Origin of the sequence: Pseudoclavibacter sp. RFBI5 (assembly GCF_002931395.1) — a bacterium.
GTDB lineage: Bacteria > Actinomycetota > Actinomycetes > Actinomycetales > Microbacteriaceae > Pseudoclavibacter.
Genome location: NZ_PSYA01000016.1, coordinates 1 through 19,314 on the forward strand (window position 1 = coordinate 1; position 19,314 = coordinate 19,314).

Sequence of the window (19,314 nt, forward strand, 5' to 3'; positions counted from 1 at the left end):
CTCCTGCCCGTCCGCATCCAGCGCCCCGACGACGGCCGAGTCGGTGATGTCGGGGTGCGTGAGCAGCAGCGCCTCGAGTTCGGCGGGCGCGGCGGGGGCTAGGCGCTCTCGCGGGCCACGATCTCGAAGCCGAGGTCGACCGTCTCCCCCTGGGGAGCATCCGCGCCACCACGACTCATGCGCGCCAGCAGCAGCTCGCCCGCCTTCGTGCCGATCTCACGGTTCGGCACAGCAACCGTCGTGAGCGTGGGCGTGAGGTGCGATGACAACTCGAAATCACCGAACCCCGTCACCGCGAGCTCACCCGGCACGGAGACCCCGCGGCGAGCACACTCCAGGACGGCACCCGCCGCGAAGACATCGCTCGCGAACATGAGCGCATCGGTCTCGGGATGCTCGCGGAGCGCCGCGTCGAGCAGGTCACGGCCAGTCTCGAGGTCCACCGACGCGACCCCGGAGTCGACGACCCGCACCGGCTCGCCCGGGTACAGCTCGGCGACCGAGGCCTCGAAGCTCTCGCGTCTCGCCGCGGCGCGGAAGTCGCCGGACTGGAAGGAGCCCGCGAACGTCGGATGCTCGTACCCCTTGCCCTGCACGTACTCGACGAGCGCGCGGATGGCGTCCTCGTTGGAGAAGCCGATCAAGTTGTCGACGGGGTTCTCGCTCGAATCCCACGCCTCGACGACGGGGATCCCGGATGCACGCAGCAGCGTCGATGCCGCATCCGTGTGCTGGGCGCCGACGATGAACATGCCATCCGGCCGACGCCCCAGGAACGCGCGGACGAGCTCCTCCTCATGCTCGGGGCTGTACCCCGTCGTGCCGATGAACAGCTGATAGCCGAACGGCGAGAGCATCGCCTCCAAGCCGTGCAGCGCATCCGCGAACACGGACGCGGAGATCGACGGGACGATCGCAGCGACGGTCATCGACCGGTTCGACGCGAGGTTCGACGCGGCCAGGTTCGGCACGTAGCCGAGCGCGCCGATCGCCGACTGCACCCGCTCGAGCGTGTCAGCGGACACCAGCTCCGGCGTCCGCAGCACCCGCGACACCGTCTGCGGCGAGACGCCCGCAGACGCGGCGACGTCGGTGAGCGTCACCTTCTGCGTCGACCGCCTGGTCACAGCAGCCTTCTGGCCGCCAGGTTGCGCATGAGCGCTGCGATCCCGAATGTCCACGGCGCACACCCCTCACTGCTCTGTACCTGGCCCACCAGACTACCGAGGGCAGGTGAGGAGATGCGCACGACGTCCCCGGCGTGGTGCGTGAAGCCATGGTCGGGCTGATCGCGGTCGACGATGGGCGCGAACATTGTGCCGAGCATCAGCACGGCCCCGTCCGGGTACTGGTGGTGGGGGCCGAGCAGCTGGGCGGCGAGGTCGGCGGGGTCGCGGGAGATCTGGGCGAGGTCCGACGACCCGTGCAGCGTGAAGCCGTCGAGGCCCACGATGTCGAGCTCCACGGTCATCCCCCGCACCGAGTCGAGGTCGAAGTCGCCGTCGAACAGACGGATGAACGGGCCGAGTCCGCACGACGCGTTGTTGTCCTTCGCCTTCGGCAGCAGCAGCGCCGAACGGCCCTCGATGTCGCGCAGGTTCACGTCGTTCGCCAGCGTCGCACCCACGATCGCGCCCGTGGATGCGATGAGCAGCGCCACCTCCGGCTCCGGGTTGTTCCACTCAGAGGAGGAGTGCACGCCCACCTGGACGGCCGTGCCCATCGCGGACAGCGTCGGGCCCTTCGTGAAGATCTCCGCGTCGGGTCCGATGCCGACCTCGAGGTACTGGCTCCACAGGCCCTCTCCCACGAGGTACGCCTTGAGGGCCGTCGCCTCCTCCGAACCCGGCTTGAGGCTCGCGAGGTCAGTGCCGATCTCGGCGAGGATCTGCTCGCGCATCCGTGCCGCCGCCTCGATGTCGCCGCGCACCCGCTCCTCGATGACCCGCTCGATCATGGAGACCGCGAACGTCACGCCGGCTGCCTTCAGCACGTGGAGGTCGACGGGGGCGAGGAGCCACGGCTTCGACTCGTCGCGGGTGTCGGGCTCCGTGTTCGCGAAGAGCTCCTCGAGCGACCCAAGGCTGGGCACATCCGTTGCCGCAGCCCGCACGGCCGCGGCCGGGTCGGGGGCCTCGGTGATGTCGCTCACCGTCGCGAACGTCCGGCTCAGGTCGAGCACGCCCGCCTCGGTCACGAGAACCGGAGACGGGCCGCCGACGGCCGGGTCCCAGACGCGACCGACGAGAGTGCCGGTCGTGCCGTCGGCCGGGAGCGCCTGGGCTGCGCTGCCCGACCATCCTGCTGCCGCCTGCTGGCCTGCGGCCGTCTGCTGCGATGTCATGTGAGCTCCTGAGGTTCTGGTCGTGAAGATTGTGTCGTGGGGCGTGGGGCGTGGGGCGTGAGGCTCGGGTCTCGGGTCTCGGGTCTGCACCCCACCCGATTCGGGATGGGTTTCACGCTTCGGGATGGTTTGCATCCCATCCCGAGGCGAGGAAGCCATCCCGAATCGAAAGTGGGCGGGTCAAGCGAGGTCCTCGAGTCCGGGCCGGAGGTGGCGTGGCGTGCGGTGGCGTGGCGTGGCGTGCCGTGGCGAGGCGTGCGGTGGCGAGGCGTGCCGTGCCGTGCCGTGCGCCACCCGATTCGGGATGGGTTTCACGCCTCGGGATGGTTTGCATCCCATCCCGAGGCGTGAACGCCATCCCGAAACGAAAGCGGGCGGGTCGAGCGAGGTCCCAGAGTTCGGGCCGGAGGTGGCGTGGCGTTCCGTGGCGAGGCGTGCGGTGGCGAGGCGTGCCGTGCGCCACCCGATTCGGGATGGGTTTCACGCTTCGGGATGGGTTACATCTCATCCCGAAGCGAGGAAGCCATCCCGAATCGAAAGTGGGGTGGGGGCTGGTGGGGTGGACGAGGACTCGGAGACGGGACGGGACTGGACTGGACTGGACGGGACGGGACTGGACTGGACTGGACGGGACTGGACTGGACTGGACGGGACTGGACGGGACTGGACTGGACGGGACTGGACGGGACTGGACTGGACGGGACGGGACTGGACGGGACGGGACGGGACGGGATAGACGAGACGAGACGAGACGAGACAGGACGAGACGAGACGAGGTGCGGCGGGGTGGGACAGGACGTGCGGCAGCATGGCGCGAGCCGTGGCTAACGGCGGCGGAAGGTGCCCTGGCGCTTCTCGGCGAAGGCGGCGCGGCCCTCGTCGGCGTCGGCGGTCGCGAAGGTGATGGTCTGGAGGTCGCGTTCGTAGGCGACGGCCGCGTCCTGGCCCATGTTGAACGAGGCGCGGAGGTTGGCCTTCGCCGTCTCGGCGGCGATGGGCGGGCGGGATGCGATGGTCGCGGCGAGCTCACGGGCGCGTGCGAGCAGCTGCTCCCCTGGCAGCACCTCGGACACGATGCCCCAGGCCTGAGCCTGCTGCGCGGAGATGGGGTCCCCGGTGAGGAGCATGAGGGCGGCGTTGCTGGCGCCGGCCGAGTGGGCGAGGAACGAGGCCATGCCGCCGCCGCCGATCCAGCCGAGTTTGATCTCTGGGGCGGCGAGCGACGCGGTGTCGGCGGCGAGGCGGATGTCGCAGATCATTGCCGTCTCGAGTCCGCCGCCGAAGGCGTAGCCGTTGATGGCGGCGATGATGGGCTTGCGCAGAGCTCGGAGTGCGTCGCAGTAGTCCTCGCGGTTGCGGAAGTCCCACGGGGTCGCGTACTTGTCGAGGGAGCGGATGTCGCTGCCCGCACAGAACGAGCGCTCGCCGGCCCCGGTGAGGATCACGACGCGCACGTCGTCGCTCTCGTTGGCCCAGGTCGCGACGCTGACGAGGGCGTCGGACATCTCCTGCGTCACCGAGTTGAGCTTCGCGGGGCGGTTGATGGTGACGGTCGCGGTGAAGCCGTCGAGGTCGACGAGGATCTCGTCGGTCTCCAGCTGGGGAACGCTGCCGGTCATGGGGTGACTCCTGAGGTGGTTGGGGTGGCTGGGTGGATGCGCGTGGCTGGGGCATCGATGCGCGTGGATGCAGCGAAGGCCGCATCCAGCGCGTCGAGGCACCGCTCGGCGGGGGCTGACGAGGCTGCAGCGTCGGTCGACGAGGAGGCGTCGCCGAGCAGCGCGTCGCGGAGCAGCGCGGACGCCGCCGTCTGGAAGGCGATGTACCCGTCGTAGCGGGGCCGCACCCAGGACTCTTCGATGGTCGTCGCGGTGTTGGCGTAGAAGTCGTGCGAGGCCTCGTTGACGGCGTCGTCGTGCCAGGCGGAGCGGAGGCCGGGCTGGCCGTCGTGGTCCGGGATGAAGGTGCGTTGCGTCTCTGCGTCGAGCAGCCACGCGAGGTGGGCGGTGAGCTCCGGGGTGACGCGGCAGCGTCTCGAGATGGCGATGCCGGTCCCGCCGATCGTGGAGCCGAGGCGGGCGGAGGTGCCCCAGCGGGGTGCATCCCGGAACTGGAGGGTGGGTGAGGAGGAGGTGACGTAGCCGTAGACGAGCGGCACGTAGGCGAGCGAGTCGGTGCTGCTCATGCGCTCGAGGAGGGCGATGGGGTTCTCGCTGTGCGTCGCCGCGGGTGAGCGGCGGGCGATGGTCGCGAGCAGCTCGAAGGCGTCGCGGGCGAGGCGGCGGGAGGAGAAGAGGGAGCCACAGTCGGGGGCGTCGGCAAGCGGCGCGCCAGCCCCCGCGAGCACGGACGCGAAGGTGAGGAAGGCGTGGGGGCCAGCCAGCGAGAGGGCCACGCTGGTGCGCTCCGAGAGGGCGAGGACGTCGTCCCAGGTGGTCGGAATCTCGCCCGCGAGGAGGTCGGCCCTGGTGGCCGAGACCTGCGTCGCGGCGTCGAGCGGCAGCGCCCACTGCGAGCCCTGGAGCGAGTAGGAGGTGAAGCTCGGGCCGATGGCGTCGGCGGCCACGCGGTCGAGCAAGGCGGCGTCGAAGATCTCCTCGAGCGGCACGAACGAGTCGCTCGCGAGCGCTTCGCCGAGGTGGGGGTGGTCGAGCACGATGAGGTCGTAGCGCTCGGCCAACTCGGCGATGGGGGCCGATTCGAAGCCTTCGAGCGGATGCGCGTCCCACTCGATCAGCGCCTGTCGGCTTCCAGGGGCCGCGGCGGTGAGCGCTGCCGCCGCTTCGAGCGCGTTCCGGCCGCGGGGGTGGTCCCAGGTGAGGCCCCGGTAGCGGGCCCCGCCCGTGCTGGTGTCCGGGGAGGACGGCGAGCTCTCGCTCATGATCGTTCGCCGGCGGCTTCCGCGTGGGCCGGCGCCGGGGCGGCCGCGGGGGCGGCCGCGGCGACACTCTCCGGTGCGCCTTCTCCCGGCAGCGCCGCGTCCGATCCGCCCGGCAGGACGGCGCCGTCGGCGAGCACGGCCCCGTCGAGGTGCTCCTGCACGTTCGTCAGGGTGTCGCGCACGGCGATGGCGCCGCGCTCGGCGAGCTCCGTGATGTGCGCGGCGGCGTGACCGAGCTCGCCCAGGATCTCGCGTGTGTGCTCGCCGGTGAGGGGCGCGCCACGGTCGATGCGGGCGGGCGTCTTGGAGAACTTGTAGGGGAACCCCGGCGTCTTGACGAGACCTTCGGTCGGGTGCTCGTATTCGACGAAGGTGCCGTTGTGCGCGATCTGCGGGTCGGCGACGAGGTCGGCGTAGCCGTACACGGGGCCGGCCCAGATCGAGGTCTTCGAGAAGGCGTCGAGCCAGTGCGCGCTCGTGTTGGTCGCGAGGCGGGCGGCGGTCTTGGCGAAGACCTCGTCGCGGAGGCGCCACGAGTCGTCGAGCGTGTGGAGGCCGATGAAGCTGTCCTCCCCGATCGTGCGGCCGAGCTCTTCGAGGTCGGGCATGGCAAGCACGATGAAGCCGTCCGAGGTCGCGAACGAGCCGTAGGGCGAGCGGATGTAGACGTGCGCGTGCGGTTCGGCGCTGCGCTGCTGGGGCACGCCGCCTGCGGTGAACACGGACAGCTCCTGCATCTGCAGGGTCGTGATGGCGTCGAGCATGTTGACGGTCACGAGCTGGCCTTCGCCCGTGCGCTCCCGGTGGAAGAGCGCCGCGAGCACGCCTTCGAAGGCCGTGGATGCGGTGATGGCGTCGACGAGGTACTGGCCGGCGGCCTGCGGGGGTTCGCCGTCGCGGCCCGTGGAGAGCATGGCACCGCTCATGGCCTGGAGCAGAAGGTCCTGGCCTGGGCGCATCTTGTAGGGCCCGTCTTCGCCGTATCCGGAGACGGACACGTAGACGATGCTGGGGTTGATGGCGCGCAGCGTCTCGTAGTCGACGCCGAGGCGGGCGGCGACGCCCGGCCGGTAGTTCTGGAGGAAGACGTCGCTCGTGGCGACGAGCTCTCGCAGCACTTCGCGGCCGTCGTCGGACTTGAGGTCGAGCGCGATGGAGCGCTTGTTGCGGTTGAGGGAGAGGAAGGAGACGTTGATCTCGTTGCCCGCCGCGCCTCCGGCCGGTGCGTGGCGCTGCCATTCGCCTGCTGGTGGTTCGACCTTGATGACGTCGGCGCCGAGGTCGCCGAGGCGCTGCGCGGCGAAGGGGCCGGCCATGGCGATCGAGCAGTCGAGCACGCGGATGCCGGAGAGGATCCCACCGCCTGCCCCGGAGTCTGCTTGGTGGGTGTCGCTGATGCCGTCTGCGCCGCTCATGGTGTTCCTCGTTTCGGTGGATGCGCCGCTGGCAGCGCTAACATGTCAAGTGTAGGACGCCCGGAGCCAACCTCGTCGTCAGCCCCGGGCATGAAGGTTCATTCCGGCTGATCGCCGATAGCGCGAATAGCGGCCTCGGCCGCGCTCGTCTCCGCGACACCGTCGAGCACGCGGATCGTCGTCGAGTAGCTGCGCGACTCCCCGTGCTCGAGGAACAGGGCCGTGCCATCCTGGCGCGAAGCCGCATCCCCGGACACGTGGTGCGTGCTCGGCTCGAGCCCGATGCCGTACTGGCCGCTGCGCAGGTTCTGCCACTCGAAGAAGTGGGGCATGCCCGCAGCCTCCCAGCTCAGCTCGATCCCCCGCTCGCCACCGGCCGTGATGAGCGCGACGCGGTGCCTGCCGTCGTCGCCGGCCACGAGCTCATGCTCGGTGACCTGCTCCACGAACCCGTCGATCGGAGCAGGCATGACCCGGTAGCTCGTGCCCTGCTCGGCCACCGAGTCCGACTGCCAGAGGTGCTTCGTGATGGGTGCGACGAACCTCGCACCCTCATCCAGGAAGGGCCAGCCGACGTTGATGTGGTACAGGAACATGTGGGGCGTCGGGTCGAACCCGAGGTTGTCGACGACATCGTCGAAGCGCACCTCGCGACCGTCGAAGTCGAGCTCGATCGTGCGCGTCAGGCGCAGATGCTCGCCGAACGCCGTCGCCTGGATGACCTCGCCGACGACCCGCAGCACCACTCGACCGTCGCGCTCGAGCTCACGCGCCTCGAGCAGCCGCGCCGGAATCGCGGTCAGCCGCCCGTGCAGCCCGTGCGTGACGGTCTGCTTCGGCGGGTAGTTGTAGCGGGTCGCATCCACCTCGCCGCCGAAGAGCGTGTGGTCGAGCCCACCGGAGACGAGCAGCCCATCGAGCGCCCGCAGCCAGGAGAGTCCGCCCTCGTCGTTGTGCTCGTGCAGGCCGGGATGCCGGAACCCGTTGCCACTGCGCCACCCGATGGGGGCACCGCGGAAGCGCATCGAGCCGAGGTCGAACGCCCGGTCGACGAGCACCTCGAGCTCGAGGCCGGCGGAGGTGCGCAGGTCGATCGCCCGCACGCCGCGCTCCACGCCGTTGTCGAGCACGACCTGGCGGATGCCCGCCACGGCGGAGAGGTCGCCCGTGCGCCTGCGGAGATCGGCGATCGACAGCTCGGCGCCGAAGACGTCGACCCCGTCCGTGCCACCGGCGCCCGCCGCCCCGGTCCGTGCCGCCGCCCCTGAAGTCTGCTGCTCGCTCACATCATCACCCATCCGCCATCGACGTTGATCGTCTGCCCGGTCACGAAGCTCGAGTCCTTGCCCACCAGGAAGGAGATGACGCTCGCGACCTCGTCAGGGTCACCGCGCCGCTTCAGCGACTGGTGGTCGAGCACGAACTGCGTGTACTGCTCGGGATTCTCGTGGATCTCCTCGGCCTTCGTCGGGAAGGCCCCCGGAGAGAGGAGGTTCACGCGGATCCCGAACTCGCCGAGCTCACGGGCGAGGGCCCGCGTCATTGCGACGGCGGCGCCCTTCGTCGTGACGTAGCTCGCGAGCTTGTCCCATCCGCCGCTCCACGTGATGGAGCCGATGTTGACGATCGCGCCGGTGCCGCGCTCGCGCATCAGCTCGGCCGCCGCCTGCGCCGCAACGAAGTAGCCGCGCTGGTTCACCGCGACGACGTCGTCGAACTCCTCGACCGTGATGTCGAAGAACGGCGTCGGCGGGTAGATCGCGGCGTTGTTGATGAGCGCGTGCACTGGCCCGAACTCGGTTTCCGCCTCGCGCACGGCCGCCTTGATGGCGGCGGCGTCGCGCAGGTCGACCTCGAGCACGTAGGTGGGGATGCCCGCAGCCCGCAGCTCGTCCGCCGTCTCCGCCAGCGTCGCGCCGCCTCGCCCGAGCACGGCGACGGCGTAGCCGTCGCGCCCGAGTCGCAGGGCGGTGGCCCGTCCGAGCGATCCGCCAGCACCGGTCACGATCGCGACCGGCTTCTCACCTGTTTCCGTCATGGTTCCTCCGGCCGAAGCCCGTTGTTGTCTGCTGACCCTGCGTGCACCGCCGCCCGCCCCGTCCAATCTCCGTGACAACTCGGCCGGACGCCACCCTCTTCGGGCGATCCGGCTCGAGTCATCACGGAAGCTGGCCGCTGCGCGCCGCGCCCCGACGGGCGCGAGCGCCGGCTAGATCGAGTACTTGCGCAGGATGTCGTCGATGAACTTCTTCGCGCGCGGGATGTCCGACTCATCGAGGTGCTCGATGATGAGCGGCGCGTTCGGGCTGCGCTCCGCGAGTCGCTGCAGGTACAGCTCGTAGTCGAGCGAGCCGAGGCCCGCGGCCGGCAGCTCGATCTCGCCGACGCCGCGGAAGGTGTGCGACGCGAGCGCGTCGTCGTCGCCGATGTCGGCGTGCTTCTCGCTCTTGTCGTCGCCCGCCCGCTTGACGTCCTTGGCATGGGCGACGCGCACCTTGTCGGCGAGCGTGTCGAAGACCTCGTTGAGCACGCCAGCCTGGTCGTCGATGTTCGACGCGTCGAAGTAGTTGGTCGGGTCCATGAGCAGCTCGATGCCGGGCGAGCGGATGTCGTTGAACACGCGCACCGTCTCGCGGACCGAGCCGATGACGTTGTTGACGTACGTCTCGAGCAGGAAGATCGAGCCGTGGTCGTACGCTTCCTGGGCGAGCTCGGCGAGCACGTCGCGCACCTGCTCGTAGGCGTCCTCGGTCTTGTTGTGCGGGTCGCTGTCCCACTCGCTGTCCGGGTTGAAGGTGCCGGATTCGCTGATGACGTACGGCGTTCCGAAGGAGCGCGCGTTGCGGATGATCTCCTTCAGGTAGTCGACGTTCGCGCGGCGGTGGTCCGGGTCCGGGTGCACGATGTTCGTGTATCCCGAGATCGCCGAGATGGGGAGGTTGTTGTCGCGGAAGGTGTCGGCGACGAGCTTCGCCTTCTCCTTCGTGATCTGGCCCGCCGTGAGGTCGAGGTCCTTGAAGTGCAGGTCGAGCTGGACGGTGTTGAAGCCGAGCTCGCGCGCCTTCTGGGCGGTGGTCTTGAGGTCGTAGGGGAAGTATCCGCTGAAGATGCCGACTTGGATCATGAGCTTCTTTGCTCCTTCGCTTGGGGCCGTTGGCCCGTTGAGGGGTGGTGAGTGGATGCGGGGGTCGAGGTCAGAGGGGGAACTCGTCGAGGCGCACGGGGCGCCGTTCGGCGATGGAGCGGTAGCCGGCCTCGATGAGGGCGACGGTCTTGACGTTGTCCGCGACAGTGAGGGCGGGCTCGCTGCCGGTCTCGACGGCGTGCTGGAGCTGCTCCATGACGCCGATGAACGCGTGCGGGAACCAGTGCGTGTCCCAGGTGGGCGTCACCCACTTGCCGTCGGTCGACGGTCCCCCGTCGGCGCGGGCGGCCGAAGCGTACGTGATGGTCGACGGCGTGCCGCTCGGCCAGCCGATCGTGCCCTTCGCGACGCCGCGTGTCCCCTCCACTCGCCAGGTGATAGAGAAGTCGTCGTCGAACCCCTCTTCGCGCGGGCCGCCCCACACGTCTTCCGTCGAGAGGGCGAGGAGCCCGCCGGGGAAGCGCAGGGTGGAGACGACGATGCCGTCGGTGTGCGGGAACCGGGTGCGGGGGTCGGAGCGGGTGACGGTCATGATCTCGTCGGGGTCGCCGAAGAGGAAGCGGAGGACGTCGAGGTGGTGCACGCTCATGTTGGCGAGCGTGAGGCGGTCGTAGCCCTCGAGGAAGCCCTGCCAGTGGGGCACGGCCTTCATGTCGATCTCGACGAAGACGGGCTCGCCGAGCTCGCCGCGCTCGAGGAGCTGCTTGAGCACGCGGATCGACTGGTCGTAGCGCATGTTCTGGTTGACGGAGAGGATCTTGCCGGCAGCCTGGGCCTCGTCGCGGAGCGCGATGGCCTCGTCGAGCGTGAGGGCGAGGGGCTTCTGGGCCAGCACCGCCTTGACGTGCGGCTGCGCGAGGGCCTTGCGGATGAGCGCGGGCTGCAGGTCGGGCGGGTACGCGATGTCGACGATCTCGACCTCGGGGTCCTCGATGAGCTGCTCTGGGGTGTCGTGCACGGTCGGGATTCCCCACCGCTCGGCGACGCGCTGGGCGTTGGCCTTGGTTCTGGAGGCGATCGCGACGACGGGGAAGCCGGCTTCGCTGTAGGCCGCGAGGTGCTGGTCTGCCATGATGGCGCCAGCGCCGATGGCGCCGATCTTGGCGGAGCGGGCCCGCACGGGGCCGTCCGGCAGGAGGGCGGCGCTGCCGACCTCGGCCTGTCCGGCCTGCGTTTCAAGGGAACTCGTGGACACTGCGACTCCTTCGCGCCGTTGCGTGAGCGTGTGCGAACCGGATGGGAACCCGGTCTATGTGAGCGCTACTGGTAGCGCTGCCATTGCACCTAATGTACCGATGCGACGACCCCGCCGCAAGTCCTCACGGCAGGTTCTTCGCCCGCCGATGTGATCGCATCCCACAGGCACCCCCACCGCGCAGAGCTGTGGCCCGACGCGCTCGTCCTGACCGCCAGCGACACCTGCCCACAACTCTCGCGCGCCAACCGCAGCGCCCGCCGCCCACCAGGCGCCAGCTCAGCGCTCGACGCCATCGAGCACGACCCGCAGCCCAGCACGAGACGGGCGCATGTGCGGCCCGGCCGGGTCCGCCCAGCCACGCCCCGCATCCACGATCGCAGACTCGTCGATGCTGATGCCGGACCCAACCTGATCCCCGAGCACGATGCCACCGTCGGCGAACTCCTGATCGACGCTCATGCCGTGGGCCCAGTGCAGGGCCTGCACCTCGGTCGTCAGGTGATTCGGCACCGCGGTCATGGCGGCGGCGACGGCCGGATTCGTGTTGTAGCCCACCGGGCTCACGGGGAGGTTCCTGGCATCCGCCGCGTAGGCGAGGCGGAGCACGTGCGTGACCCCCCAGATGGCGCCAGCCTGCACGATGTCGGGCGCCCCCGCGTCGAAGAGCGGACGGAACTGGTCGACGCCCGTCAGGTTCTCCCCCGTCGCGACCGCCGCGCGCACCGCCGCCGACAGGCGCGCGTGACCGAGCGCATCCCAGCGCCGCAGCGGCTCCTCGACCCACAGGAGGTCGATCTCGCTCTCGATCGCGGAGACGTACCTCACCGCCTGCTTCACCTGCCACGACTCATTGGCATCGAGCATGAGGCCCGGACTCGGGGTGTTGCGAGCGAGCACGCCGCGCAGGAGCCGCAGCCGACGCAGATCGGCGACCGGGTCGACGCCACCCTTGAGCTTGCCGGCGACGTAGCCGCGCTCCGCGAAGTCCTCATAGAAGGAGACGAGCTCGCCGTCGTCGAGTGCGATGTCGAGGCCGGATGCATACCCGGGCACGAACCTGTCGCGTCCGCCGAGCAGGCGCCAGAGGGGCTCGCCGGCGAGCTTCGCCTTGAGGTCCCAGAGCGCGGCATCGAGCGTCGCGACCCCGCCGTAGGTGGCACCCGCGTGACCGGACTTGAAGACCTGCGCGAGCATCCGGTCGAAGAGCGCCGAGACCCCTCGGGGGTCTTCCCCCTCGAGCGCCGGGAAGAGCCTGGCGACGTCGGCGTGCGAGCCGATGCCGACCCCCTCGACCCCCTCGTCGGTCTCGAGGATCACGATCGGGACGTCGGTGACTGCGGCGCGGATGTGGCCGTTGACGTCGCCGATCGACCGCCCCCAGTCGTGCCGGGTGGTGAGCAAGCGGAAGCCGGTGATCTTCATATCGTCCTTGATCTTCAGATGGGAGATTCAGCATACATCACATGATTTATTCGTCATACGTTTTTTCTGGCTTTTGCTCGTGTGCGCGGATTCGCGGGCCACTTCGTGACTACAATCACCGCATGTCCAGCACCACGACGCCCCGGCTCGGCACCCACCGCACCCCCGCCGCGAGGCTCGGCGTGCAGGTCGTGCACGACCTCGTCTCCGCCATCGTCACCGGAGAAGTCGCACCAGGCGACCTCCTCCCCACCGAGACCGAGCTGTGCGAGAACTTCGGCGTCAGCCGCACCGTCATCCGCGAGTCCATGAAGCGCCTCGAGGAGAAGGGGATGGTCTCCGTCGTGCAAGGACGCGGCACGCAGATCGCCCCGCAGTCCGAGTGGAACATCCTCGACAAGGTCGTGCTGGGCACCATGATCGAGAACGACGAGACGCTCGGCATCCTCGACGAGCTCGCCGTCGTGCGCGGGCAGCTCGAGTCGAGCATCGCCGCGGCCGCCGCCACGAGCCGGAGCGACGACGAGCTGCGCGTCATCCACGACCACCTCGAGACCATGCACGCCACCGCCGACGAGCGCGACGCGTTCGCCGCCGCGGATGTCGCCTTCCACTTCTCCGTCATGGACACCGCCGGCGACCGCCTCGCCTCCGGCATCGCCCGCAGCCTCTCGAAGCGCGCCGGCGAGAGCAGCCGCTACTACGGCGCTCCGGGTGCCGACGCCGTGCGCCTCACCCTCGAAGAGCACGAGCGCGTCTACGCCGCCATCGAAGCCGGCGACAGCGAGGCGGCCGCCAGAGAGATGCGCGAGCACATCGCGCTCGCGTGGGAGCGGCGCCGCATCCGCGACTAGCGCGGCCGGCCCATGGGGCTCGCGCGGGCGCCGGCGCGGGCTCTGCGGCGGGCCCTGGCTCGGGCTCCACTGCAGCAGCAGCGGCAGCGGCAGCGCGCCCCGGAGTTGTGGCCAAGTGCTCCCCACGCCGCCCCCAACCGCACCCCGCCACAACTCCGCGGACGCGGACGGGGACGCGAACGCGGACGGGGACGCGGACGCCACCCGGACGCCTCTCAGACCCCTCCCGCAGAGAGTTGTGGGGAGATGCCGCTACCCCCGACCCCAACCGCACCAAGCCACAACGCTGCGGGAGCGGACGCGGTTCCACAGAGCGCGAGCGATCAAAGAGTTGTGGGCAAGCGCTGCCCATCCCGCCCCCAACCGCACCAAGCGACAACTCTGTGGGCGCCGAGTCGGGTCGGGTCCACCGACCTCGGAGCCCGAACCCCAACGGCGAAGGGCGAGCAGCCAGCAGCCAACGGCCAGCGGAACCTGTCCACTCACACCAGGACCCAGGACGCTCGGAGAGTTGTGGGCAAGTGCTCCCCACCCCGCCCCCAACCGCAACGAGCCACAACTCCGCGGACGCGGATACGCACGCGGACGAACCCCGGCCGCCACGCAGACGCCCCTCCAGCAGAGAGTTATGGGGAGATGCCGCTAACCCCGGCCCCAACCGCACCAGGCCACAACTCTGGCGGGCCGGCGCGCGCGGCCCGGCGCGCAAGACTCGGCACGCAACCGCGCGCGGTCCGGCCCAGCCCGCGAGAATCCGCACGCGAGACCCGGCCCGCCAGGACCGGCCCCGCCAGGCCCCGCACGCGAGACCCTGCCCGCCAGGCCCGGCCCGGCCCGGACTGGCCCGGCCCGGACTGGCCCGGCCCGGACTGGCCAGGCCCGGCCCGAGCGACTCAGCAGCCGTGCCCCGTGTGGCCGCGTGCCGCGTGGTGGACGTGCGGCGCGGGGTCGCTGGCGTGCGCCGCGGCGAGGAACTCCGGCAGGTCGACGCGCGCCCCATCCACCCACGTTCCGAGGACCTGCACACGCTCCGCGAGGTAGCGGGGCGTCACCTCGTACGGGTCGGCGCTCAGCTCCACGAAGTCGGCGAGCTTGCCCACCGCGATCGATCCGACGAGGTGCTCCCGGTGGAGGGTGCGGGCCGCGTCGATCGTGTGGGCCTTGAGCGCCGCATCCACCGAGATCGCCTGCTGCGGGGCGTGGATGCGCCCGCTGCTCGTGCGCCGGGTCACGGCAGTCTGCACGTTCAGGATGGGTGCCGGCGGGGACACGGAGCCGTCGTTGTGCAGCGACACCACGACCCCCGCCTCGACCGCCTCGGTGAACGCCTGCCAGCGCGCGCCGTGCTCGGGCGCGAACATGTGCCCGTCGAGGAGGTCGCCCCAGAAGTAGTACTGGAACGGCGCGAGCGAGACGTGGACGCCGAGGCGCGCGGCCCGCTCGAACTGCTCGCGGCGCCCAGCCCCCGCGTGCTCGATGCGCCAACGGTGGTCGGTGCCGAGCAGACCGTGCTCGGCGAGCGCGCGCTCGTAGGCGTCGAGAGCGAAGTCGATGGCCAGGTCGCCGTTCGCGTGGAACGACATCTGCCAGCCGAGCGGCGCGCAACGGTCGAGGATCGCATGCACCTGTGCTCGCGAGTAGTTCATGGCGGATGCGCCACCCGCCGTCGCGGGGTCGATGCCCGCTCGCTCGGTCGCCTCGCTCGCGACGTAGGGGAAGGAGGTGGCGACGTTGCCGATCCACGGGGACCCATCGGTCCAGAGCTTCACGCCCTGCTTGACGAGTCGCTCCTCCCCCGCGGAAAACGTTGCGGAAGCCCCCGGATCTGCGGCGGTCGACACCTCCCACAGGCTCACGCGCAGCGGCGAAGACGGCATGACGGCGAGCGCCTCGTAGGCGGGGGCGAGGTCGGCGGAGAACGTCATGTCGGACGTCGAGGTGATGCCGGCGCGCGCCATGAGGGCGTAGTACTCGGCTGCGCTGCCGAGAGGGTTGCCGCCGAGCTGCTGCATGACGGGGCCCAGCACGGCCGTGTTGGCGGGGATCTCGTACGAGATGCCGATGAGCGCGCCGTCGGCGTCGCGCGCGAACGATCCCCCGATCGGGTCGGCGGGCGGATGCGCGTCCCAGCCGCGACTGCGGATGAGCGCCGACGTGAACGAGCAGGCGTGCCCCGAGTTGTCGACGACCACAGCGATCCGGTCGCCGAAGATCTCATCGAGGTCGGCGGCCGTCGGGGCCGGGCGACCGTGCAGGAGCGCATCGAAGCCGTTGAAGAGCAGGGGAAGACCCGCGTCGTTCTCCGCCATCGCCTGCGAGAAGATGCTGAGCACGTCGCTCCAGCGCGGCGCCTTCCACGGCGCGATCGACAGCGCAGGCAGCTGCGTGGCGAGTCCGCTCAGGAACGGGTGGCTGTGCGGGTCGATGAAGCCGGGCATGAGCACGGGCGCGCCGCTATCGAGCACCGGGGCGCCCGGCAGAACCTCCGCACACTCGGCGAGCGTGCCGACGGCGACGATCTTCGCGCAAGCGACCGCGACCGCGGATGCACGCGGCAGCTGCGCATCCATCGTCACGATCGTGTCGGCGGTGAGGATGAACGCTTCAGCGTCAGCGAACGCGGGAACGGGCTGCCCGGAGTCGGGCACCGCGGGAACGTGCTGTCCTAGAACGGGGTGCCCGAGAACCTGCTGCTCCGGAACAGGCTGCCCGGGAACGGGCTGTCCCAGAACAGACTGCCCGGAGTCGAGCACCGATGGTGAGCTGGACGCGGGTGAGGGCACACCCGCGGTCTCGTCGGGGGCTTCTGGCTCGGGCATGCGACTCCTTCGGGCGTCGCCCTTGGTGACGGGCGACGAGTGCGGGGTGGAGCTCGGGGCGGAGCAGGCGCCTCGCGGCGACGCCACCAGTATGCCGCGCACCGGCATCGCTCCCGCGCGCGTCGCTTCTCCCGAACTCGCGCTGGCGACCGCGCCGTCCGCACCAAGCCGTGCGCACCAATCACCCCGCACCCCGCCATCCCCCCAACCCGCGCCCGGGCATCCGGCGTGCCCGCCAAGCTCGGCACGCACGCCCAAAGCGGACTTGTGGTCGTCAAGAACGCGCCAGGACAACCACAACTCAACTCTGGGCAAGCGGGGGAGGGGCGGGCGGACCGGGAGGGCCGCGCGAAGTCGTGGCACAGCGAGAGAACTGCGGCGGATGCGGCGGCGGGCCGCGCGCACGCCCAAAGCGGACTTGTGGTCGTCAACAACGCGTGAGAACGACCACAACTCAACTCTGGGCAAGCGGGGGAAGCACACGAGGCCTGAGCAGAAGGGGGCCCGCGCAGGGCGGGCGGACCGGGAGGGGCACGCGAAGTCGTGGCACAGCGAGAGAACTGCGGCGGATGCGGCGGCGGGCCGCGCGCACGCCCAAAGCGGACTTGTGGTCGTCAACAACGCGTGAGAACGACCACAACTCAACCCTGCGCGGAACGGGGAGGGACGCGCATAGCCAGGAAGCAGCGGAAGGGCACGCGGAACGGGGAGGGACGCGCGAAGGCCGGGCAAAAAGGGCGAGGCGCAGCGGGAGGGACAGGCACAGCGGGAGAACGCCGACGGGCAGGGCGGGAGGGGCGCGCGCACGCCCAAAGCGGACTTGTGGTCGTCAACAACGCGTGAGAACGACCACAACTCAGCCCTGCGCGGCGGGGAGGGGCGGGCGGACGGGAGGGACGCGCGAAGGCCGGGCGAAGACGGGCAGGCGCAGCGGGAGAGCAGCGGCGGACGGGGTCAGGCCGCGCGCAGGCGCACCATCTCGGTGTAGCCGTCACGGTAGCCGGGGTAGTCGAGGGCACCGAGGAATGCGTGCATCCGCTCGCCGCTCAGCAGGGTGCCGCCCGCTTCTTCCGGGTGGATGCGCGGGGGCGCATCCACGCCCAGCTCGCCTGCCACGAAGGTCGCGACCTCGCCGAGGGAGGCCGGGCTGGCGTCGGTCGCGTGCAGCAGCTGGGGCGCGTCTCCCCGCTCGAGCAGCGCCTCGATGGCACGCACGAGGTCGGTCTCGTGCACCCGATTCGTCCGACGGGCGTACTGGATGGGGTCGCCAGCGAGCACACGCCGGATGAGGCTGTCCCGCCCCGGGCCGTAGATTCCCGATGGCCGCACGACGGTGGCGCCGAACAGCTCGACCGCGCGTCGCTCGCCGTCGACGAGCGCGCGGCCCCGGTCCGAGGTCGGTGCCGGCGCGTCCGTCTCGCTGATCGAGGAGCCGTCGACCCTACCCTCGAACACGCGCGTCGACGACACGAACACGACCCGCTCCGGGATGCTCGGCAGGCTCGCCGCGAGCGTCTCGAGGGAGCGCCGGTAGCCGTCGGGCGCGACGACGCCGTCCACAGAGGGCGGCGGGAGCGTGATGACCAGCGCGTCGACGCCGGGCAGGCGGAGGGGCGCGGCGCCCGAGTCGGCCAGGTCGGCGCGGATGACCTCGATGCCCTCGCCTGCCGTGCGCTCGCCGCGCCGCACGCCGAGCACCTCGGTGCCGCGGGCCGCGTACCGCTCCCCCAGTCGCGCGCCGAGCTTGCCGAAGCCGGCGATCAGCAGACGTTCGGGCGCGGACGGGGAGGCTGCGGGGGTGCTCATGCCACGAGCGTAGGTGTCGCCTCCCGCGAGATGCCCCAGAGGGCGCCGAGGCGTATCCTCGGGACGTGACTTCGGAGATCAAGACCCCGTACGAAGACCTGCTGCGCGACGTGCTCGAGACCGGCGCCCGCAAGTCCGACCGCACCGGCACGGGGACGCGCAGCGTGTTCGGCCGCCAGCTTCGGTTCGACCTGTCGGAGAGCTTCCCGCTCATCACGACGAAGCGCGTGCACTTCAAGTCCATCGCGTACGAGCTGCTGTGGTTCCTCCGCGGAGACTCGAACGTGCGCTGGCTGCAGGAGCGCGGCGTGAAGATCTGGGACGAGTGGGCCGACGAGAACGGCGACCTCGGCCCCGTCTACGGCGTGCAGTGGCGCTCCTGGCCGACCCCCGAGGGCGGCCACATCGACCAGATCGAGCAGGTCGTGGCACAGATCCGCGACAACCCCGACTCCCGCCGCCACATCGTCACGGCCTGGAACCCGGCCGAGATCTCCACCATGGCGCTGCCCCCGTGCCACGCCCTGTTCCAGTTCTACGTCGCCGACGGCAAGCTCTCCTGCCAGCTGTACCAGCGCAGCGCCGACCTGTTCCTCGGCGTGCCGTTCAACATCGCCTCCTACGCCATGCTCACGCTCATGGTGGCGGAGCAGACGGGGCTCGAGCCCGGTGAGTTCGTGTGGACGGGCGGCGACGTGCACATCTACGACAACCACGAGGAGCAGGTGCGGGAGCAGCTGACGCGCGACCCGTACCCGTACCCGCAGCTGCGCATCCACCGCACCCCCGACACGATCTTCGACTACGAGTTCGAGGACTTCGAGGTCGCGAACTACGAGCACCACCCCACGATCCGCGCGGCGATCGCGGTATGAGCGTCGGGCTCGTCTGGGCGCAGGCGCGCGGCGGCGTGATCGGCGCCGAGGGCGGCATCCCCTGGCACGTGCCCGAGGACCTGGCGCACTTCAAGGCCGTCACGCTCAAGCATCCCGTGATCATGGGCCGCAAGACCTGGGACTCGCTCCCGGAACGCTTCCGTCCCCTGCCGGGGCGTCGGAATATCGTCGTGACGCGGCAGGCCGGCTGGGCCGCAGAGGGGGCCGAGCGCGCCGGGTCGCTCGAGGAGGCGCTCGCCCTCGCGGGCACGGGCGCGGGCACGAGCACGAGCACGAGCGCCGACGCCACTCCCAATTCGGGCACCGAAGCCGGCACCGCGTGGGTCATGGGCGGCGGTGAGCTCTACCGGGAGGCCATCGCGCGCGCCGACCGCCTCGAGGTGACCGAGATCGACCTCGACGTCCCTGGCGACGCGCACGCCCCCGACTGGTCTGGCGAGGAGTGGTCGGCGGATGCCCGTGAGCCGTCGGAGGGCTGGCTCACCTCGCGCACCGGCATCCGGTACAGGTTCGTCAGCTTGTCCCGCTAGGCCA

Annotated in this window: 15 protein-coding genes; 3 read left to right on the top strand and 12 right to left on the bottom strand. The window is 70.6% G+C overall.

Annotated elements, in window-relative coordinates; translation table 11 throughout:
* Positions 1-98: 98 nt before the first annotated feature.
* The 10 genes from C5E06_RS17720 to C5E06_RS17775 all read right to left on the bottom strand — a co-directional run bounded on the left by C5E06_RS17720 (position 99) and on the right by C5E06_RS17775 (position 12,405).
* The gene (locus C5E06_RS17720) at positions 99-1,127 is read right to left on the bottom strand and encodes a LacI family DNA-binding transcriptional regulator (RefSeq protein WP_219819572.1); all 1,029 of its coding nucleotides are present in this window, start codon (positions 1,125-1,127) and stop codon (positions 99-101) included.
* Entirely contained in the window at positions 1,124-2,344 is a 1,221-nt protein-coding gene (locus C5E06_RS17725; protein ID WP_104307743.1) for a fumarylacetoacetate hydrolase family protein, read from the bottom strand. The genes C5E06_RS17720 and C5E06_RS17725 overlap by 4 nt, the downstream gene beginning before the upstream one ends.
* 824 nt (positions 2,345-3,168) lie before the next feature.
* Entirely contained in the window at positions 3,169-3,963 is a 795-nt protein-coding gene (locus tag C5E06_RS17740; RefSeq protein WP_104298179.1) for an enoyl-CoA hydratase/isomerase family protein, read from the bottom strand.
* Positions 3,960-5,225, bottom strand: coding sequence for an extracellular solute-binding protein (locus C5E06_RS17745; protein WP_181063026.1), 1,266 nt, complete (start codon positions 5,223-5,225; stop codon positions 3,960-3,962). Before C5E06_RS17745 ends, C5E06_RS17740 begins: the two co-directional genes overlap by 4 nt.
* Positions 5,222-6,640 carry a CaiB/BaiF CoA-transferase family protein gene (locus C5E06_RS17750; RefSeq protein ID WP_219820243.1) on the bottom strand — a complete coding sequence of 473 codons (1,419 nt, stop codon included), beginning with the start codon at positions 6,638-6,640 and terminating at the stop codon, positions 5,222-5,224. The genes C5E06_RS17745 and C5E06_RS17750 overlap by 4 nt, the downstream gene beginning before the upstream one ends.
* Positions 6,641-6,738: 98 nt before the next feature.
* Positions 6,739-7,926 (bottom strand): aldose 1-epimerase family protein, encoded by a 1,188-nt coding sequence (locus C5E06_RS17755; RefSeq protein ID WP_219819571.1) that lies wholly within the window; start codon positions 7,924-7,926, stop codon positions 6,739-6,741.
* Positions 7,923-8,678, bottom strand: a complete 756-nt coding sequence (locus C5E06_RS17760) for an SDR family NAD(P)-dependent oxidoreductase (RefSeq protein WP_104244933.1) — start codon at positions 8,676-8,678, stop codon at positions 7,923-7,925. The genes C5E06_RS17755 and C5E06_RS17760 overlap by 4 nt, the downstream gene beginning before the upstream one ends.
* 171 nt (positions 8,679-8,849) lie before the next feature.
* Positions 8,850-9,764, bottom strand: a complete 915-nt coding sequence (locus C5E06_RS17765) for a sugar phosphate isomerase/epimerase (protein WP_104298177.1) — start codon at positions 9,762-9,764, stop codon at positions 8,850-8,852.
* Positions 9,765-9,834: 70 nt separating this feature from the next.
* Positions 9,835-10,980: a Gfo/Idh/MocA family protein gene (locus C5E06_RS17770; protein ID WP_219819684.1), complete on the bottom strand. Its 1,146-nt coding sequence runs from the start codon at positions 10,978-10,980 to the stop codon at positions 9,835-9,837.
* A 279-nt stretch (positions 10,981-11,259) separates the two neighbouring features.
* Positions 11,260-12,405: a mandelate racemase/muconate lactonizing enzyme family protein gene (locus C5E06_RS17775; protein ID WP_104244937.1), complete on the bottom strand. Its 1,146-nt coding sequence runs from the start codon at positions 12,403-12,405 to the stop codon at positions 11,260-11,262.
* A 122-nt stretch (positions 12,406-12,527) separates the two neighbouring features.
* Here C5E06_RS17775 and C5E06_RS17780 point away from each other — a divergent pair, with 122 nt between their 5' ends.
* Entirely contained in the window at positions 12,528-13,259 is a 732-nt protein-coding gene (locus tag C5E06_RS17780; RefSeq protein WP_104244939.1) for a FadR/GntR family transcriptional regulator, read from the top strand.
* Positions 13,260-14,152: 893 nt separating this feature from the next.
* Here C5E06_RS17780 and C5E06_RS17785 read toward each other — a convergent pair.
* On the bottom strand, positions 14,153-16,078 hold the full coding sequence (locus tag C5E06_RS17785; protein WP_219820244.1) for an amidohydrolase: 1,926 nt from the start codon (positions 16,076-16,078) through the stop codon (positions 14,153-14,155).
* A gap of 954 nt (positions 16,079-17,032) precedes the next feature.
* Positions 17,033-17,884, bottom strand: a complete 852-nt coding sequence (locus tag C5E06_RS17790) for a sugar nucleotide-binding protein (RefSeq protein WP_104307746.1) — start codon at positions 17,882-17,884, stop codon at positions 17,033-17,035.
* Between the two features lie 65 nt (positions 17,885-17,949).
* Here C5E06_RS17790 and C5E06_RS17795 point away from each other — a divergent pair, with 65 nt between their 5' ends.
* Positions 17,950-18,759: a thymidylate synthase gene (locus C5E06_RS17795; RefSeq protein ID WP_104307747.1), complete on the top strand. Its 810-nt coding sequence runs from the start codon at positions 17,950-17,952 to the stop codon at positions 18,757-18,759.
* Entirely contained in the window at positions 18,756-19,310 is a 555-nt protein-coding gene (locus tag C5E06_RS17800; RefSeq protein WP_104307748.1) for a dihydrofolate reductase, read from the top strand. Before C5E06_RS17795 ends, C5E06_RS17800 begins: the two co-directional genes overlap by 4 nt.
* The last annotated feature ends 4 nt before the right edge of the window (positions 19,311-19,314 follow it).